The organism is Micrococcus sp. KBS0714, assembly GCF_002008305.4.
Classification (GTDB): Bacteria; Actinomycetota; Actinomycetes; order Actinomycetales; family Micrococcaceae; genus Micrococcus; species Micrococcus luteus.
Genome location: NZ_CP042169.1, coordinates 880,311 through 897,220, shown reverse-complemented (window position 1 = coordinate 897,220; position 16,910 = coordinate 880,311). Strand labels below are relative to the sequence as shown.

The window sequence follows — 16,910 nt, the reverse complement described above, 5'->3', positions numbered from 1 at the left end:
CCGATGGGAGCGCTCGCACGGTTCTCACTCGGTCGGCGGGCGCTCGTGGCGCTCGTCACCGTGTTCATCGCGGTGTTCGGCGTCCTCTCCGCCGGGCAGCTCAAGCGGGAGCTGATCCCCCCGCTCGAGCTGCCCGTCATCTCCGTCTCGACGCTCTACCCGGGGGCGTCCCCCGAGGTCGTGGACGCTCAGGTGGGCGAGCCCCTCGAGACGGCCCTGCAGGCCGTGGAGGGGCTCGAATCCTCGCGGTCCACGTCGCAGTCCGGCTTCAACGCGGTCCAGCTGGAGTTCGCCTACGGCACAGACCTGAACCGGGCCCGGTCCCAGGTGGACCGCGTGGTGGCCAACCTGGGGCCGCAGCTGCCGGAGGAGGCGGAGACCTCGTCCTTCGCGGGCTCCGTCTCCGACTTCCCGGTGGTCTTCCTCGCCCTGTCCGGGGACGAGGACCTCAACACCCTGCGCCGCCGCGCCGAGGACGTCCTGGCCCCGCGGCTGCAGAAGATCGACGGCGTCCGTGGCGCCGACGTCCTCGGCGGCACGGACGAGAACGTCTCCGTGGTCCCGGACCCGGCCGCGCTCGCCGCCGCCGGGCTGACCACCTCCGACATCACCGACGCACTCGAGGAGAACGCCGGCCTCTTCCCCGTCGGCCAGGTCACCGAGGGGGCGACCACCTATCCCGTCCAGGCGGGCGCCGCCGTCGAGGACCTCGAGGGCCTGCGCGGGATCGTCGTCGCTCCCTCCGGCGACGGCGAACCGCGCACCCTGGACGAGGTCGCCGACGTCACCCTCGTGGCCGCGGCCCCCACCTCGCTGACCCGCACCGACGGGGTGCCGACGCTGTCCGTCTCCGTGACCGCGACCCCGGACGCCGACCTCGTGGCGGTCTCTCAGGCCGTGCGCGACGCCCTGCCGGAGCTGGCGTCCCTGGTCGGCGGCGGCGCGGACCTGACCGTGGTGTTCGACCAGGCCCCGTTCATCCAGCAGTCCATCGACACGCTGTTCCAGGAGGGCCTGCTGGGCCTGGCGTTCGCCGTGCTGGTGATCGCCGTGTTCCTGCTCTCGGTGCGCTCCACCCTCGTCACCGCCGTGTCCATTCCGCTGTCCCTGCTGGCCGCCCTCATCGGGGTGGCGGCCTTCGGCTACTCCCTCAACACGCTGACGCTCGGGGCGCTGACGATCTCGATCGGCCGAGTCGTGGACGACGCGATCGTGGTGGTGGAGAACATCCGCCGGCACCTCGGCCTGGGCGCCGACCGGCGCACCGCGATCCTGGACGGCACGCGCGAGGTCGCCACCGCGATCACCGCCTCCACCCTCGTCTCCGTGGCCGTGTTCCTGCCCATCGCCTTCGTGGGCGGCCTGGCCGGCGAGCTGTTCCGGCCCTTCGCCGTGACCGCCACGGTCGCCCTGCTGGCCTCCCTCGTCGTCGCCCTGACGATCGTGCCGGTGCTGTGCTGGTGGTTCCTGCGCTCCCCGCGGCGCGGGGCCGAGACCACGGCCGCGCCCGCCGTCCCCGGCGACCGGCCCGTGGCGGCCGGCGGATGGCTCACGCGGGCCTACCGCCCGGTGCTGCGCTGGACACAGCGGCACACCGTGGTCACCCTCGCCGCCGCCCTGGCGCTGCTGGCCGGCACGGCCGCGCTGGTCCCGCTGATCCCCACGAACCTCCTGGGCGACTCGGGACAGAACTCGTTCGTCGTCACGGCGGAGCAGGAGCCGGGGACGTCGCTGGAGACCACGGCCGCCGCCGCCGAGCGCATCGAGCGGGTGCTGCTGGACACCGACGGCGTCGAGACGGTCCAGTGGACGGCCGGCACCGCCGCCGGTCCGATGGGGGCCTTCGGCGGCTCCTCGGCGGACCGGGCGCGGTTCACGGTGGTGACCGACCCGGATGCGGACCAGGTGGCCCTCCAGGACGGGGTGCGCGCCGAGCTCACGGGTCTCGACGGCGTGGGCGACGTGTCCGTCTCCACACAGCAGGGGCCGAGCGGCGGCCAGGACATCGAGGTGGCCGTCTCCGCCCCCGACCCGCAGGCCCTCACCGCGGCCGCCGATCAGGTCGCCGAGGCGCTGCGGCCCGTCGAGGGTGCCCGCGAGGTGACGACGCCGGCTTCGGACCTGCGCCCGACGTTCCAGGTGGACGTGGACACCGTCGCCGCCGCCCGGCTCGGCCTGACCGAGGAGGCGGTGGCCGGCCAGGCCGCCGCCGCCCTGCAGGCCGTGCCCGTGGGCGACGTCCGCTTCGGGTTCGAGAGCTTCGCGGTGCAGCTGGGTGACCCGGAGCCGGTCGAGTCCCTCGACGCCCTGCGCCAGGTGCCCGTGGAGACGGCCGAGGGGCCCGTGCCGCTGGCCGACCTCGCCGAGGTCTCGCGCGTGTCCGTGCCCGCCCGGGTGACGTCCTCGAACGGCGAGCGGACCGCCGTCGTCACGGTGACCCCGGACGACGAGGACCTCGGGGCGGTCTCACGCCGGGTCACGCAGGCCGTGGCGGAGCTGGACCTGCCCGAGGGCGTCACCGCGGCCGTGGGCGGCGCGGCGGAGCAGCAGGCGCAGACGTTCCGGGACCTCGGGCTGGCGTTGCTGGCCGCCGTGGCGACCGTGTACGTCGTGCTGGTGGCGACGTTCAACTCGCTGCGCCAGCCGCTCGTGCTGCTCGTGTCGATCCCCTTCGCCGCCACGGGCGTGTTCCTGGCGCTGCTGGCCACCGGCACGCCCCTGGGACTGTCCACGATGATCGGGCTGCTCATGCTGGTGGGCATCGTGGTGACGAACGCGATCGTGCTGATCGACCTGATCAACCAGTACCGACGCGACCGCGGAATGCCCTTGGACGAGGCCATCGAGGTGGGCGCGCTCAACCGCGTGCGCCCGGTGGTGATGACGGCCCTGGCCACCGTCCTGGCCATGACCCCGATGGCCCTGGGCGTCACGGGGCACGCGGGGTTCATCTCCCAGCCCCTCGCGGTGGCCGTGGTGGGCGGCCTGGTCTCCTCCACCCTGCTCACCCTCGTGCTCGTGCCCGTGCTGTACCGGCTCACCGAGGTCCGCGGGGAGCGCCGCCTGCAGGAGGAGCGCCGTGTCGCGGCCGCATGGGAGGCGCAGCGCGTCGCGGCCGAGCGGGCGGCCAAGCAGGAGCGCCGGGCCGAGCAGGGAAGCGCGGCCCCGTCCGAGCTCGACGCCGGACGCCTCGGCCGACTCCGGCAGCGCCTCCGCCGGCGGTGGCGCCGGGCCTGACCTCACGCGTGGCGCGGGCCGGGGCGGCGGGGCGCACCCCCGTCGCTCAGGCGCCGTCGTGCACCGCGAGGCTCGAGCCGCGCCGGTCCTTGCGCACCTCGAGGCGCACGCCGATCTCCTGCCTCATCCGTTCGACGTGGGAGACGAGGCCCACGGTCCGGCCACCGGTCCGCAGGGTGTCCACGACGTCCAGGACGTCGTCGAGGGTGTCCGCGTCGAGCGAGCCGAAGCCCTCGTCCACGAAGAGCGTGTCCAGTTCGATGCCGCCGGCTTCGGCCTGCACGGTGTCCGCGAGCCCCAGGGCGAGGGCGAGGGAGGCCATGAAGGTCTCGCCGCCCGAGAGCGTGGCCGGGTGGCGCGTCTCGTCCACGTAGTGGTCCCGGATGACGAGTTCGAGGCCCTTGTTCCCGCGCCCGCCCACGGCGTCGGAGTACTCGATCGAATACCGCTGGTCCGTCATGGCGAGCAGACGCTCGGTGGCCGCGGCGGCGACCTCCTCGAGCCGCCCGGCGAGGACGTAGCTCGTCAGGGGCATCTTGAGCAGGTTCTCCCCGCCGCCGCGGACGAGGTCGAGCAGCCCCCGCACCCGCGTGTGCTCGGCGATGAGCCCGGCGGACCGCTCCAGGACCTCGGTCAGGGCGGCTGACTGGCGGCGCACCGTGGCGACGAGTGAATCGAGTCGCCCGACCGCCGTCGCCCGGGACGAGCTCGCGGCCTCGGCCGCGGCGAGCGCCTCGGCGGCGGCGCGGGTCTGCTCCTCGGTCGGCGGCTCGACGCCCGCCTCGGCGAGGGCGCGGCCCCGGCGGACGGGCTCGCTCGCCTCGAGCTCGGCGAGGCGAGCCCGTTCGGCGTGCCACTCCTGCACGGCGGCCGTGCGCGCGGCGGCCTCCGTCTCCTCGAGGCGGGCCGCGCGCGCCGCGTCGACGTCGTCGAAGTGCTGTTCGGCCAGCGCGGCGGTGAGCGCCTGGTCGGTCTCGTCGGCGACCGCCCGGGCGCGCGCGTCCTCGTCCTGCGCCGCAGCGAGGGCGGCCAGGACCCGGCGTGCGGCGGTGACCTGGTCGCGGCGGGCGTCGAGGGTCTCGGCGTCACCGCGGGCGGCCTCGACGGCGTCCCGCAGCTCGGTCAGCCGGGCGGCACGGTGGGCGGCGGCCTCGGCGAGCCGACCGTCCTCGGCCGCGAGCGCGGCGGCGGTCTCGTCGGCCCCGGCGAGCGTCTTCTCGGCGGCGGTCAGCCGACGGCGGTCCGCGGCGAGGTCCTTCGCCGCCTGGTCCAGCGCGGCCCGTTCGGCCTCGGCGCGCTCGAGCGCCTCTCGCGCGGCCTCGGGTGCGAGCCCGGCGGCGGCCTCGCGCGCCGTGCGGAGGGTCTGCTCGGCGGCGCGCAGGGCGGTCTCGGCGTCGGTCGCGGCCCGGTCGGCCGCGGTCCGGGCCTGCTCGGCGTCCCGCACGTCCGCCTCGGTCACCGCGGTGTCCGCGGTGGCGGCCGGAGCCGGGTGCTCGGGCGAGCCGCACACGGCGCACGGCTCGCCGGGCACGAGCCGCTCCGCCAGTTCGGAGGCGGCCTGCTCGTACCGGGCACGCAGCAGACCGACGTGCCGTTCGGCGGCCTCGCGTCGCCGCTCCTGTGCCTCCCGGTGGGCCCGGGCCGCGGTCTCTGCCTCGACGGCGCGGGCGGCCGCGGCCTCGGCGGCCGTGCGGCGAGCGGCGGCCTCGGACACGGCGCGGTCCACGGCCTCCCGGGCGCCGAGACGCTCGGTGCCGCGTTCGACGGCCGCGCGGTGTGCCGCGACGGCCGCCTCACGCTCGGGGCGGGACTCGACCAGGGCGGCGCGGTCGCGGCCGATCTCGGCCCGACGCTCCGCCGCGGCGGCCGCCTCCTGCTCCAGCTCGCCCATCCGGGCACGGTCCTGGACGGCGCGTGCCACCGCCTCCGCGGCGCGCTCGGCCTCCCCCAGCGCCTGGCGGGAGGCGGGCGCGTCGGCGGCCCCGTCCGCCCGGGCGGCGGCGAGCCACGCCGCCGCGGTCGGCTCGTCCTCGACGTGCGCCAGGGCCTCCGTCACCGTCTCCGACGCGGTGCCGGCGGCGTCCGCCGCCGCGGTGGCCCGCTGGGCGGCCGCGAGCACCCGCCCGGCGCGCTCATGGGCGTCGACGGCGCGGCGCCGCGCCGCGGCGGTCTCGGCCTCGGCGTCGTGGTCGCGTCGACGGCTCGCCCACGCCTCGGCCGCGGCCAGGTCCCGCCCGCGGGTCTCCAGCTCACGCGCCGTCACCCGGGCCCGCTGCTCCGCGGCGCGGGCCGTGGCGAGGTCGGCCCGCGCGTCCTCGTGGGCGCGACCTGCGCGCTCGGCGGCGAGGGCGAGCAGCCGGTCGTCCGTGTCCGGTGACGGCTCCGGCGCATGCCAGTCCGGGCCGAGCGCCTCGTGGAGCGCCTCGGCCAGCTGCGCCCGCGCGGTCCGGGCCACGTCCGCGTCCACGGCCACCGCGGTGTCCAGCCGGGCCGTCTCGACGCGCAGGTGCTCCTCGACGCCGTCGAAGCGCTGCGTGCCGAAGAGCCGCCGCAGCAGGGCGCGGCGCTCATCCGACTTCGCGGTGAGGAACTGGGCGAACTGTCCCTGGGGCAGCAGAACCACCTGCATGAACTGTTCGGCGTCCAGGTGCAGGACGGCCGCGATCTGCTGGCCGACCTCGTCCGCCCGGGTGAGCGGCGCCGTCCATTCCCCGGCCACGCGTTCCCGGAGGGAGACCGTGGCCTGCGTGGTGACGGTGGCGCCCCCCGCCGCGCTGCGTCGCCGGCGGGGCCGCTCGTGCTTGGGTGAGCGGACCACCTCGAAGCGCCGGCCCTGCACGGTGAACTCGACCTGCACCTCGGGGATCACCGCGCCCGGCTCGCGCAGCGTGGTCACGAGCGACTCGGCCGACCGTCCGCCCGGCACGGTCCCGTAGAGGGCGAAGCACAGCGCGGCCAGCACCGTGGACTTGCCCGCGCCGGTGGGCCCGTCCAGCAGGAACAGGCCGCCCGCGTTGAGCCGGTCGAAGTCGACGTCCTGCGCCTGGGCGTAGGGCCCGAGCCCCTCCAGGCGCATCCGATGGATCCTCATGCGCGCACCTCCCCCGCGCGAGCGGCCTCGAGGGCGTCCCGCAGCAGGTCCTGCTCGGCCCCGCTGGCCGGCCGCTGCCGGACGTGGTCCACGAAACCGACCGCGAGCGCGTGGTCCGAGGGTGCCTGCCGCAGGACCTGGGCGTAGGTCCGCTCCCGGGCCCGCCTCCCGCCGGCCGGTTCGTGGCGGAAGACGAGCACGGAGGGGAACCGGGTCTTCAGGCGCTCCAGGGCCCGCTCGGGGCGTTCGTCGTCGGTGACGGTGACCTGCACCCAGCACTGCTCCGCCCACGCGAACTCCGGGGACTCCAGCAGGTCCTCGATCGGCCCGGACAGCACCGCCAGGCGCCGTCCGGCGTCCCAGTCCACGGCCTCGACGTCGGTGACGGCCCCGCCCGTGACGTGGACGAGCCAGCCGCCCTTGCGGTGGCCCGCCTCGGAGAAGGAGTACGGCAGCGGTGAGCCGGAGTACCGCACGTGCTCTGCCAGCCGCTGGCGGCCGTGCAGGTGGCCCAGGGCCGCGTAGTCGAGCCCGTCGAACACGGAGACCGGCACCTGCCCCAGCGTGCCCACCAGCATCTCGGGCGGGGCGTCCGGCTCGACGTGCTCGCCCTCGCCGATGTCCCGTTCGGACTCGGAGCCGTGGCCCCCGGCCGCGAACAGGTGGGCCAGCACGACGGCGGCCACCGGCTCCGGCGTCTCGGCGCGGCGGGCGGCCAGATCGGCGTGGACGCGGCGGACCGCCTCCGTCAGCACGGCCGTGTGGTGGGGCTCCACGCCCCAGGCCGGTCCCTGGTGGCGCGGTTCGAGGTAGGGGATGCCGTAGACGGCCACGGTCTGGCCCGCGCCGCCGTCGACCCCGGGCTCGGTGAGCAGCACGGGGCGGTCCAGCTCCACCGCGTCCGCGCGCACGTGCACGCCCGCGGCCGCCAGGAGTCCGCCGCCGAAGCCGAGGCGCACCGCCGAGTCGTGGTTGCCGCTCGTGAGCACCACCTGGGCGCCGGCCGCGTGCAGCCGGGTGAGCGTCCGGTCCAGCAGCCGGACGGCGTCCGCCGGAGGCAACGCGCGGTCGTACACGTCCCCGGCCAGCAGGACGGCGTCCACGCCGCGCTCCGTCACGGTCGCGACGAGGGCGTCCAGGACCTCCTCCTGGGCCTCGAGCAGCCCGGTACCGTGGAACGACCGGCCCAGATGCCAGTCCGAGGTGTGCAGCAGGATCATGCGGCCCACTCTAGGGAGGGTGTGGACGGGATAAGCACGACGCGGTGCAGCTCGTACGATGGCGGCATGTCCGCCACCGCGCCCGAGCCCACCGCCTCCTCGTCCACGCCCCTGCCCGGCCCCGAGCACGCCGACCGGGTCCTGGCCCTCCTCGCGGCCGGTGCCGCCGGGGACGCGCTGGGCGGCGTCGTCGAGTTCACCCCCGCGTCGGGGATCGCGGCGGTGCACGGCCCCGCCGGCGTCACCGACGCCGCGGACCTGCTCGCCCAGGAGGGCGCCCACGCCCTGCCGATCACGGACGACACGCAGCTGACGCTGTACGTGCTCGACGGCCTGCTCGAGTGGATCGAGTGGCAGAACGACGGCGTCCCGGCCGATCCCGCGGCGTGCGTGTGGCTCGCGTGCCTGCGCTGGTTCGCCACGCAGGACGGCGCGCTGCCCGAGGGCGCTCCCCCGGCCCCGCCCCGCTGGATCGACGCGCACGCGGAGCTGAAGGTGCGCCGCGCGCCGGGCACCGCGTGCCTGACCGGGCTCGCCGAACCGGGGATGGGCCTGCCGGGCGACCCGCACAACCCGGGTTCGAAGGGCTGCGGGACGGTCATGCGCTCGGCCCCGTACGGGATGGTGCCGGGGCTCGAGGACCCGCACGTCGTGTCCCTTGCCCGCCAGGGGGCCGTCCTCACGCACGGCCACCCCACCGCGTGGGTCGCGGCGGCCGCGTACGCCCTCGTCATCGCGGCCCTGCTGCGCGGCCTGGACCTGGCCGCCGCGGTCGCGCACGCCCGCGCGTGGCTCGACACCCTGGGCGAGGAGGCCGAGGAGACCCGCGCCGCCGTCACCGCGGCGGTCGACCTGGCCGGCACCGTCGACGCCGACCCCGGCGCCCCCGGCGCCCTCCCCACCGCGCTCGGCGAGGGCTGGGTCGCGGAGGAGGCCCTGGCCATCGCGCTCTATGCCGCGCTCACCGCGCAGGCGGCACACCCGGCCGATCCGGCGGCGGCGCTCGCCCTGGCGCTGCGGATCGGCGTGAACCACGACGGCGACTCCGACTCCACGGCCTCGCTGGCCGGGCAGGTGCTCGGCGCGGCGCACGGCACCGCCGTGTTCGGCGCGCACGACCCCGCGGACCGCGCCGCGGCCGAGGCCTCCGTCCCGGGGTGGATCGCCGAGCGCGAGGTCGTCCTGGAGGCCGCCCGGCGCTGGAGCGCCGCGACCACCTGAGTGGTTCAGCGCGCGGCGTCCGGCCAGTTCCCGTCGAGCATCTGCAGGAACTCCCCCTCGGAGACCAGGGCGATGGCCTACCCACGGTCCCGCCGGCGCAGGGCGTCCCGCGTCTTGCGGTGCGCCAGCGCCGTGGTCACGGCCTGCGGTGCCCCGTCCTCGGCGCGCGGGCGGTGCAGGTCCGCGGCCTCGAAGCCGTCCCCCACGACGAGCATCGTGGTGGCCGCGCCCACCCGGTTCGCGGTCTGCGCACCGTGCGCGGCCGCGCGCGTCTTGGCACGCTGACGCGACATGCCGATGCCGCCCGTGAACACCACGGTCTGGCCGAACAGGGGGTGGCCCGGGTCGGCGGCCGGGTTCGGGAGCGGATTGACGCCCTCGTCCGGCCAGCGCATGAAGTCGGGCATGGCGCGTTCGTCCCGCAGCGGGACCCGCGCGTCGAAGACGCCCTCGGTGCGCCGGGCCTGGCGGGTGGCCTTCGACTCGGCGCCCGCACCCGCCGCCCGCGGGGCGAGGACGCTGACGCCCAGCCCCTGGGCCCGCATCAGGCGGTCGACGCCGCGGCCGGCCGGCGCGTCGGTCAGACCCGGCAGAACGTCCGCGTCGGCCGGCGGCGCTCCCAGCACGCGCCGGCCGATGTCCACGAGGATGGCCGCGCAGGCCTCGGCGTCGGCCAGTGCGTCGTGGTGGCGCCCCGGGGTGAACCCGGCCTCGCGCGCCGCGGAGGGCAGGGCGTACGAGGGCAGGTCGTAGACGCGGCGCGCCAGCACCAGGGTGCACACGAACTCCAGGCCCGGCACGTCCCGGCCGGAGACCTCGAGGCCGGACTCGATGACGCCGACGTCGAAGCCCGCGTTGTGCGCCGCGAGCACGTCCGTCCCCACGAAGTCCGCGAGCTCGTCGTACACCTGCGCGAACCGGGGGGCGTCCAGGACGCGGTCCTCGGTGATGCCGTGGATGCGCACGTTGCGGGGATCGAACCGGTCGAAGCCGACGGGCGGACGGATCAGCCACTCGGCACGGTCCACCATGACCCCGTCCCGCACCCGGACGGCGCCCACGGCGCACGGGGAGCCGCGGAAGCCGTTGGCGGTCTCGAAGTCGATCGCGGTGAAGTCCAGCCCCGGCACGGGGACGCGCCCGCCGCTCACGGGCGCGCGTCGAGCGCGTCCACCAGGTAGGGCAGCAGGGCGCGGAAGGCGTGCCCCCGGTGGCTGATCGCGTTCTTGTCCTCGGGGCTCAGCTGCGCGGTGGACACGTCCCGGCCCTCGGGCCGCAGGATCGGGTCGTAGCCGAAGCCGCCGTCCCCCACGGGCTCGCGCAGCAGCGTGCCGGGCAGGCGGCCGTGCTCGACGTGCTCGACGTGGATGGCCCGGGCGCCCGCGGCGTCCGGGCCGCTGGGGACCGCGAGCGCGGCGGCGCACACGAACTGGGCACCCCGATGCTCGTCCGGCACGTCGGCCAGCTGGGCCAGCAGCAGCTCGAGGTTGGCACGGTCGTCCCCGTGGCGCCCGGCCCAGCGGGCCGAGAAGATCCCGGGGGCGCCGTGCAGCACGTCCACGGCCAGACCGGAGTCGTCCGCGACGGCGATCAGCCCGGTGTGCGCGGCCACGGCGCGGGCCTTCTTCAGCGCGTTCTGGGCGAACGTGACGCCGTCCTCGACGACGTCCGGGGCGCCCACGGCGCCCGCGTCCACCACCGCGGTCTCCACCTCGAGGCCGGGCACGGCGCCGGCGAGCAGCTGCCGCAGCTCGCGCACCTTGCCCGCGTTGTGCGTGGCAAGCACGACGCGGGCGCCCTCCGGCAGGCCCGCCGACGAGGAGGCGGGCGCGCTCACGCCCGGTCCTCCGTGGCGGCGGCCAGGGTCTCGGCCTGGATGCGGGCCAGCTCACCCGTGCCGATCAGGGCCAGGTCCAGCAGGGTGTCCAGCTCGGCGCGGGTGAACGGCGCACCCTCGGCGGTGCCCTGCACCTCCACGAACTCCCCGGCCCCGGTGACGACCACGTTCATGTCCGTCTCCGCCTTCACGTCCTCCACGTACGGCAGGTCGAGGACGGGCACCCCGTCCACGATGCCCACGGACACCGCGGCGACGGAGTCCTTGAGGACGGCGGCGCCCTTGGCGAGGATCCCCTCGCGCCGCGCCCAGGCCACCGCCTCGGCGAGGGCGACGTAGGCGCCCGTGATGGCGGCGGTGCGGGTGCCGCCGTCGGCGTCGAGGACGTCGCAGTCCAGGACGATGGTGTTCTCCCCCAGGGCGGACAGGTCGATGACGGCGCGCAGGGACCGGCCGATCAGGCGGGAGATCTCGTGGGTGCGCCCGCCGATCCGGCCCTTGACGGACTCGCGCTGGCTGCGCTCGTTGGTGGCCCGCGGGAGCATCGCGTACTCGGCGGTGACCCAGCCGGTCCCCTCGCCCTTGAGCCAGCGCGGCACGCCCTCGGTGAAGGAGGCGGTGCACAGCACGCGGGTGTTCCCGAACTCGATCAGGGCCGAGCCCTCCGCCTGCCGGGACCAGCCCCGGGTGATGGTGATGGGGCGCAGCTCGTCGACGGCGCGGCCGTCCGGGCGGGGGGCGGTGGGGGCGGGAGAGCTCATGGCCTCCAGTCTAGGCGCGCCCTCAGACGCCGTAGCTCAGCCCCGAGACGGCGACGGCCAGCGGGCCGTCGTACACCGCGCGGGCCTCCTGGACGGCGCGCTGCGGATCGTTCCACACCGGCAGGTGTGTGAGCAGCAGCTTCCGGGCCCCGGCCTGCGCCGCCGTCTCGCCGGCCCGTCGGCCGGTCAGGTGGACGCCGTCGATGCCGTCGTCCCGGCCCTCGTGGAAGGCGGCCTCGCACAGGAACACGTCCGCGTCCCGCGCGGCCTCGACGAGCCCCTCACACGCGTCGGTGTCCCCGGAGTAGGTGAGCACGCGGGTGGTGACGTCGCCGTCGTCGTCGACGCGGTCCACCTCGACCCGGATCGCGTAGGCCTCGTCGATGGGATGGCGCACGGGGACCGGGGTGAACCGGAACGGACCGAGCCGCTCGGTGCGGCCGGCGGCCCAGCACCGGAACTCGAAGTCCTGGTGCATCCCCGGCTCGGGGTCCATCCCGTACGCCTCGGCGATGCGGTCGGCGGTACCGGCGGGTCCGTAGACGGGCAGCCGGCCGCGGTCCCAGCCGGCCGGGTTCCAGCGGATGGCCACGTGCATCCCGCACAGGTCCATGAAGTGGTCCGGGTGCAGGTGGGAGAGCAGGATGCCGTCCAGGTCCTCGAGCTCGACGTAGCGCTGCAGCACGCCGAGGGCGCCGTTGCCGAGGTCGAGCAGGATCCGCCATGTGCGCGGGGTGACGCCGTCCTCGGCCACGCCCTCGGCGGTGAGGAGGTAGCACGAGGCGGGTGAGCCCGGGCCGGGGAAGGACCCGGAGGCCCCGATGATGGTCAGCTTCACGTCACACCCTCCTGCTCGGCGCCCAGCGGGACGAAGGCCGTCGAGCGCGTCGGGACCGGCGCGGCCGCGGGGCGGGGCGCGCCGATCGTCTCCAGGCGGCGCACGGACTCGACCTCGGGTCCGAGGAAGCGGCGCGCGAGGGCCTGGAAGTGGTCGGGGTCGCCGGTGGCGGCGAAGCGGTGGCGGGTGGCCTGGCCGGAGCCCGCAGCCGAGTGGGGGTGCTCGAGGCCGAGGCGGACCAGTTCCCGGTAGAGGTCCTTGGCGGTCTCCTCCGCGGAGGAGACGAGCGTGACGTCCTCCCCCATCACGAGCGAGAGGGCGCCGGTCAGCAGCGGGTAGTGGGTGCATCCCAGCACGAGGGTGTCCACGCCCGCCGCACGCAGCGGGGCCGTGTACTCCCGGGCGGTCTCCAGCAGTTCGGGGCCGGTGGTGATGCCGGCCTCCACGAACTCCACGAACCGCGGGCACGCGACCGAGGTGATCTCGAGGTGCGGGGCGGCCGAGAACGAGTCCTCGTAGGCGCGGGACCCGACGGTCGCCTCGGTGCCGATCACGCCGATTCGGCCCGTGCGGGTGGCGGCCACGGCGCGGCGCACGGCGGGCTGGATCACCTCGATCACGGGGATGCCGTGGCCTCCCGTGTAGCGCTCGCGGGCGTCGCGCAGCACGGCGGCCGACGCGGAGTTGCACGCGATCACGAGCGCCTTGACGCCGCGCGCGACGAGCTCGTCCATGATCGCCAGGGCGAGGGCCCGTACCTCGGCGATGGGCCGCGGGCCGTACGGCGAGTGCTCCGTGTCGCCCACGTAGAGGATGGACTCGTGGGGCAGCTGGTCCATGATCGCCCGGGCCACGGTCAGCCCGCCCACGCCCGAGTCGAACACGCCGATCGGCGCGGCGGCGTCCACGGCGGCGCGCTGGCCGCTCACTGCTCGTCCTCCGCGTCCCCGGCGCCCGGCGCGGACTCGTCCGCGCCCTCGGGCAGCTCGCTGAGCATCTCCGTCATGAGCGTCTCCAGCAGCCACGAGGTGAAGTTGTAGAGCAGGGCCATGGTGGACTCGACGTCCTCCGCGCTGCGCCAGTCGTCCACGGCGTGCACGCGGGCGGCGTCCTCCTCGGTCTCGACGCCCAGGCGGGCGGCCAGGACGAGGCGCACGTCGTTGAGCGCGCGGCCGAAGGCCGGCGCCTGGTCGTGCGGCACCTCCACGCGCGTCGAGCGCAGCAGCTCGAGGGCCAGGCGCGCGTCCGCGAGCTTCCCCTCCGACAGGGCGTCCTCGGTCAGGGCCCGGTGGGCGCCCTGTTCGGCGGCGCCGGCCTGGGGCATCGCATCCGGCAGGAGGCGTGCGACGGCCGGGTCGGTGGGGGCCGAGCGCTGCGGCTCCGGGTCCTGGCTCAGGTGCAGGCCGGAGACCAGCCCCCAGAACGCGGCGTCGGACGCGTCCAGCCCGGCCACGGGGCCCGCGTCCTGCGCGGCGGACACGGACGGCGGCGCCGCCGGGGGATCTTCGGGCGTGTCGACGCCGTCCTCGGCGGCCGGGGCCTCGGCGGGGTCCGCCTCGGCGGGGCGCACGTCCGCGCGTCGGCCCTCGAGCAGGGCGACGACGTCCCTGACCAGCCCGCGCAGCAGGCGCACCTCCGGCAGCTCCAGCTGCGCCGTGTACCCCCGCCGCGTCCAGCGGAACCGTTCTGCCATGCCCCTCCTCAGTCCTCCGCCTGCTCCAGCGTGGCCCACAGACCGTAGCCGTGCATCGCGCCCACGTGCAGCTCGGCCTTCTCCTTGGTGCCCGTCGCCACCACGGACCGGCCCCGCTCGTGGACCTCGAGCATGAGCCGCTGCGCCTTGGCGGCGGAGTAGCCGAAGTGGGTGCGGAACACGTAGGCGACGTAGCTCATCAGGTTCACCGGGTCGTTCCACACCACGACGTTCCACGGCCGGTCCCGGGCTGTGTCCTCGTGAGGCCGCTCCAGCAGGGCGGTGTCGGTGGCGCCGGCGGGGACGGACTCACCCGGCGCCGGACGCACGGCGCGCGGCGCGGACGGATCGTGGCGGGTCAGCACGGACATGCGCCCCAGTGTACGAGGCGGGCGGGCCAGGACCGGCCCCGCCACGGTCCACTAGGGTGGGCGCGTGAGCCAGAACCCCGTGCCCAGCGCCCCGCGGACCGCCGACGACTGGCAGATCCCCACGGCGCTGATGACCGACCACTACGAGCTGACCATGCTCCAGGCCGCGCTGAAGGCCGGCACCGCGCACCGCCGCTCCCGCTTCGAGCTGTTCACCCGACGCCTGCCCAGCGGCCGCCGCTACGGCGTGGTGGCCGGCGTGGGCCGCGCGCTGGAGGGCCTGTCCCGCTTCCGGTTCGACACGCCCGAGCTCGACTTCCTCGCGGACACCACCGCCCTCGACGACGCCACGCTGGCCTGGCTCGCCGACTACGAGTTCACGGGCGACATCGTGGGCTACGCCGAGGGCGAGGCCTACTTCCCGCACTCCCCCCTCCTGCAGGTGGAGTCGACGTTCGCCGAGGCGTGCATCCTGGAGACCTACCTGCTCTCCATCTACAACTACGACTCCGCCGTGGCCTCCGCCGCCTCCCGCATGACGGCCGTCGCGGACGGCCGCCCGTGCGCCGAGATGGGCTCGCGCCGCACGCACGAGGAGTCCGCCGTGGCCGCCGCCCGCGCCGCGGCCATCGCGGGCTTCACCGCGACCTCGAACCTCGAGGCGGGCCGCCGGTACGGCATCCCGACCGTCGGCACCGCCGCCCACTCCTTCACCCTGCTGCACGACTCGGAGCGCGCCGCCTTCGAGGCCCAGGTCGCCGCGCTCGGAGCGGACACCACCCTCCTCGTGGACACGTATGACGTGGAGCAGGGCGTGCGCACCGCGGTCGAGGTGGCCGGCCCGGCCCTGCGGAACGTCCGGGTCGACTCCGGCGACCTCGTGATCCAGGCCCACCGCGTGCGCGAGCTGCTCGACGAGCTGGGCAACACCGAGACCGGGATCATGGTCACCTCGGACCTGGACGAGTACGCGATCGCCGCCCTGCGCTCCGCCCCCGTCAGCTCGTACGGCGTGGGCACGCGCCTGGTCACCGGGTCCGGCGCGCCCACCGCCTCCATGGTCTACAAGCTCGTGGCCCGCCAGGACGACGACGGCACGTGGGTGGACGTGGCCAAGGCCAGTTCCGGCAAGGCCAGCCGGGGCGGCCGCAAGGAGGCCGCGCGCCGCCGCGACCCGCGGGGCCGGGCCACCGCCGAGGTGATCGGCGTCAACCGCGGCGCCGCGCCCGACGCCGACGACCGTCCCCTGCTGCACCGTTTCGTGCACGCCGGCGAGCTGGCCGAGGGCTGGACCGGCCCCGAGGCCGTCACCCGCGCCGCCGAGCGGCACGCCGCCTCCCTGCGCGAGCTGCCCGCCTCGGTGGGCCGCCTGCAGCCGGGCGACCCCGCCATCCCGACCATCTTCCTGGAGGACTGACCCATGGAGAACCTGAACCGCGCCCTGGTGATCGTGGACGTGCAGAACGACTTCTGCGAGGGCGGCGCCCTCGGCGTGACCGGCGGCGCCGCCGTCGCGGCCGGGGTCAGCGAGCACCTGGCCGAGCACGCGGACGCCTACGCGGCCGTGGCCGCCACGCGCGACTGGCACGTCGACCCGGGCACGCACTTCGCCGCGGCCACCGGCGCCGAGCCGGATTTCCGCACCACCTGGCCGGTGCACTGTGTGGCCGGCACCGCCGGCGCCGAGCTGCATCCCGACCTGGACGCCGAGCACCTCGACGCCGAGTTCCTCAAGGGCCTGCACACGGACGCCTACTCCGGCTTCGACGGCGCCCTCGGCGAGCCCGACGCCGTCCCGACCGGGGCCGCGGGCGAGCGCCCCTCCGGGACCGTCGGCCCGTACGGGGCCACCGCCGTGGCCGCGGCCGCCGTCGAGGCCGGTGCCCCCGGCCTCGACGAGTGGCTCCGCGAGCAGGGCGTGGACGCCATCACCGTGGTGGGCATCGCCACCGATCACTGCGTGCGCGCCACCGTGCTCGACGCCCTCGACGCCGGCTACGAGGTCACGGTGCTGACCGACCTGGTGGCCGGCGTCGACGAGGCGGCCGCCCAGGCCGCGCTCCACGAGATGGAGGCCGCCGGGGCCATCCTGGCGACCTCGTGAGCGGGTTCGGCCCCGGCGGGCGTGCCGGAGCCGGTGCCCGACGCAGACGAGGAGAGCAGCCATGACCGACTCCCCCATCGCCGCAGACCGGGACGGCATCCGCTACCTCTCCGGAGCGATCCCGGCCGCCGACGACGTCCGCGCCCTCTACGACGCCGTGGGCTGGTCCGCCTACACGGCGGACATGGACACGCTCATGGGCGGTCTGCAGGGATCGGCCACGGTGGTGACCGCCTTCGACGGCGGTCGTCTGGTCGGTCTGGCCCGCGTGGTCTCCGACGGCCACACCATCGCCTACCTGCAGGACATCCTTGTGGATCCGGGACACCAGCGCCGCGGCATCGCCTCCGAGCTGCTGCGCCGCGTCTTCGCGCGGTTCGGCCAGGTGCGTCAGCACGTGCTGCTCACGGACACCGAGGAGCGTCAGCGCGCCTTCTACGAGGCCCATGGATTCCGCGAGTCCCATGACGTGGAGGGCGACGAGCTGCGCGCCTTCGTGCGCTTCCAGTCCCGGGACGGCTGAACCCGGCGCTCAGG

At 75.9% G+C, this 16,910-nt stretch carries 13 protein-coding genes and 1 pseudogene; 5 read left to right on the top strand and 9 right to left on the bottom strand.

The window, feature by feature from the left end:
• The first annotated feature begins 3 nt into the window (after window positions 1-3).
• A complete protein-coding gene (locus B1A86_RS04100; RefSeq protein ID WP_078026032.1) occupies window positions 4-3,237 on the top strand; it encodes an efflux RND transporter permease subunit in 3,234 nt (1,077 codons plus the stop codon).
• Between the two features lie 46 nt (window positions 3,238-3,283).
• Here B1A86_RS04100 and B1A86_RS04095 read toward each other — a convergent pair whose 3' ends face one another.
• Both B1A86_RS04095 and B1A86_RS04090 read right to left on the bottom strand, forming a co-directional pair.
• Window positions 3,284-6,328 carry an AAA family ATPase gene (locus tag B1A86_RS04095; protein WP_138976791.1) on the bottom strand — a complete coding sequence of 1,015 codons (3,045 nt, stop codon included), beginning with the start codon at window positions 6,326-6,328 and terminating at the stop codon, window positions 3,284-3,286.
• Complete coding sequence (locus B1A86_RS04090) at window positions 6,325-7,548, bottom strand: exonuclease SbcCD subunit D (protein ID WP_036338366.1); 1,224 nt, start codon at window positions 7,546-7,548, stop codon at window positions 6,325-6,327. Before B1A86_RS04090 ends, B1A86_RS04095 begins: the two co-directional genes overlap by 4 nt.
• Before the next feature lie 66 nt (window positions 7,549-7,614).
• Here B1A86_RS04090 and B1A86_RS04085 point away from each other — a divergent pair, with 66 nt between their 5' ends.
• A complete protein-coding gene (locus tag B1A86_RS04085) occupies window positions 7,615-8,769 on the top strand; it encodes an ADP-ribosylglycohydrolase family protein (protein WP_036338369.1) in 1,155 nt (384 codons plus the stop codon).
• 5 nt (window positions 8,770-8,774) lie between these two features.
• On the opposite strand, the pseudogene B1A86_RS04080 reads toward B1A86_RS04085, so the two are convergent.
• The 7 genes and pseudogenes from B1A86_RS04080 to clpS all read right to left on the bottom strand — a co-directional run bounded on the left by B1A86_RS04080 (window position 8,775) and on the right by clpS (window position 14,269).
• Window positions 8,775-9,920: pseudogene (locus B1A86_RS04080) on the bottom strand (exonuclease domain-containing protein).
• Window positions 9,917-10,606: a non-canonical purine NTP pyrophosphatase gene (locus B1A86_RS04075; protein WP_036338372.1), complete on the bottom strand. Its 690-nt coding sequence runs from the start codon at window positions 10,604-10,606 to the stop codon at window positions 9,917-9,919. The pseudogene B1A86_RS04080 and the gene B1A86_RS04075 overlap by 4 nt, the downstream one beginning before the upstream one ends.
• The gene (rph, locus tag B1A86_RS04070) at window positions 10,603-11,367 is read right to left on the bottom strand and encodes a ribonuclease PH (protein ID WP_036382145.1); all 765 of its coding nucleotides are present in this window, start codon (window positions 11,365-11,367) and stop codon (window positions 10,603-10,605) included. Before rph ends, B1A86_RS04075 begins: the two co-directional genes overlap by 4 nt.
• 22 nt (window positions 11,368-11,389) lie before the next feature.
• Complete coding sequence (locus tag B1A86_RS04065; RefSeq protein ID WP_069941944.1) at window positions 11,390-12,205, bottom strand: MBL fold metallo-hydrolase; 816 nt, start codon at window positions 12,203-12,205, stop codon at window positions 11,390-11,392.
• Window positions 12,202-13,134, bottom strand: a complete 933-nt coding sequence (gene murI / locus B1A86_RS04060) for a glutamate racemase (protein ID WP_044659191.1) — start codon at window positions 13,132-13,134, stop codon at window positions 12,202-12,204. Before murI ends, B1A86_RS04065 begins: the two co-directional genes overlap by 4 nt.
• Window positions 13,131-13,898: a DUF2017 family protein gene (locus B1A86_RS04055; protein ID WP_069941945.1), complete on the bottom strand. Its 768-nt coding sequence runs from the start codon at window positions 13,896-13,898 to the stop codon at window positions 13,131-13,133. The genes murI and B1A86_RS04055 overlap by 4 nt, the downstream gene beginning before the upstream one ends.
• 8 nt (window positions 13,899-13,906) lie before the next feature.
• Window positions 13,907-14,269 (bottom strand): ATP-dependent Clp protease adapter ClpS, encoded by a 363-nt coding sequence (clpS, locus tag B1A86_RS04050; protein WP_002857236.1) that lies wholly within the window; start codon window positions 14,267-14,269, stop codon window positions 13,907-13,909.
• Window positions 14,270-14,333: 64 nt separating this feature from the next.
• On the opposite strand from clpS, the gene B1A86_RS04045 reads away from it, so the two are divergent.
• The 3 genes from B1A86_RS04045 (at window position 14,334) to B1A86_RS04035 (ending at window position 16,896) form a co-directional block, all read left to right on the top strand.
• A complete protein-coding gene (locus B1A86_RS04045; protein WP_036313014.1) occupies window positions 14,334-15,686 on the top strand; it encodes a nicotinate phosphoribosyltransferase in 1,353 nt (450 codons plus the stop codon).
• 3 nt (window positions 15,687-15,689) lie between these two features.
• Complete coding sequence (locus B1A86_RS04040) at window positions 15,690-16,373, top strand: isochorismatase family protein (protein WP_036341312.1); 684 nt, start codon at window positions 15,690-15,692, stop codon at window positions 16,371-16,373.
• A 61-nt stretch (window positions 16,374-16,434) separates the two neighbouring features.
• Entirely contained in the window at window positions 16,435-16,896 is a 462-nt protein-coding gene (locus tag B1A86_RS04035) for a GNAT family N-acetyltransferase (RefSeq protein WP_069941948.1), read from the top strand.
• The last annotated feature ends 14 nt before the right edge of the window (window positions 16,897-16,910 follow it).

Excerpts from the sequence above, each read along its gene's own strand:
- B1A86_RS04100 (WP_078026032.1), top strand. The coding sequence starts at position 4 with ATGGGAGCGCTCGCACGGTTCTCACTCGGTCGGCGGGCGCTCGTGGCG.
- B1A86_RS04095 (WP_138976791.1), bottom strand. The coding sequence starts at position 6,328 with ATGAGGATCCATCGGATGCGCCTGGAGGGGCTCGGGCCCTACGCCCAG.
- B1A86_RS04090 (WP_036338366.1), bottom strand. The coding sequence starts at position 7,548 with ATGATCCTGCTGCACACCTCGGACTGGCATCTGGGCCGGTCGTTCCAC.
- B1A86_RS04085 (WP_036338369.1), top strand. The coding sequence starts at position 7,615 with ATGTCCGCCACCGCGCCCGAGCCCACCGCCTCCTCGTCCACGCCCCTG.
- rph (WP_036382145.1), bottom strand. The coding sequence starts at position 11,367 with ATGAGCTCTCCCGCCCCCACCGCCCCCCGCCCGGACGGCCGCGCCGTC.
- B1A86_RS04055 (WP_069941945.1), bottom strand. The coding sequence starts at position 13,898 with ATGGCAGAACGGTTCCGCTGGACGCGGCGGGGGTACACGGCGCAGCTG.
- clpS (WP_002857236.1), bottom strand. The coding sequence starts at position 14,269 with ATGTCCGTGCTGACCCGCCACGATCCGTCCGCGCCGCGCGCCGTGCGT.
- B1A86_RS04040 (WP_036341312.1), top strand. The coding sequence starts at position 15,690 with ATGGAGAACCTGAACCGCGCCCTGGTGATCGTGGACGTGCAGAACGAC.
- B1A86_RS04035 (WP_069941948.1), top strand. The coding sequence starts at position 16,435 with ATGACCGACTCCCCCATCGCCGCAGACCGGGACGGCATCCGCTACCTC.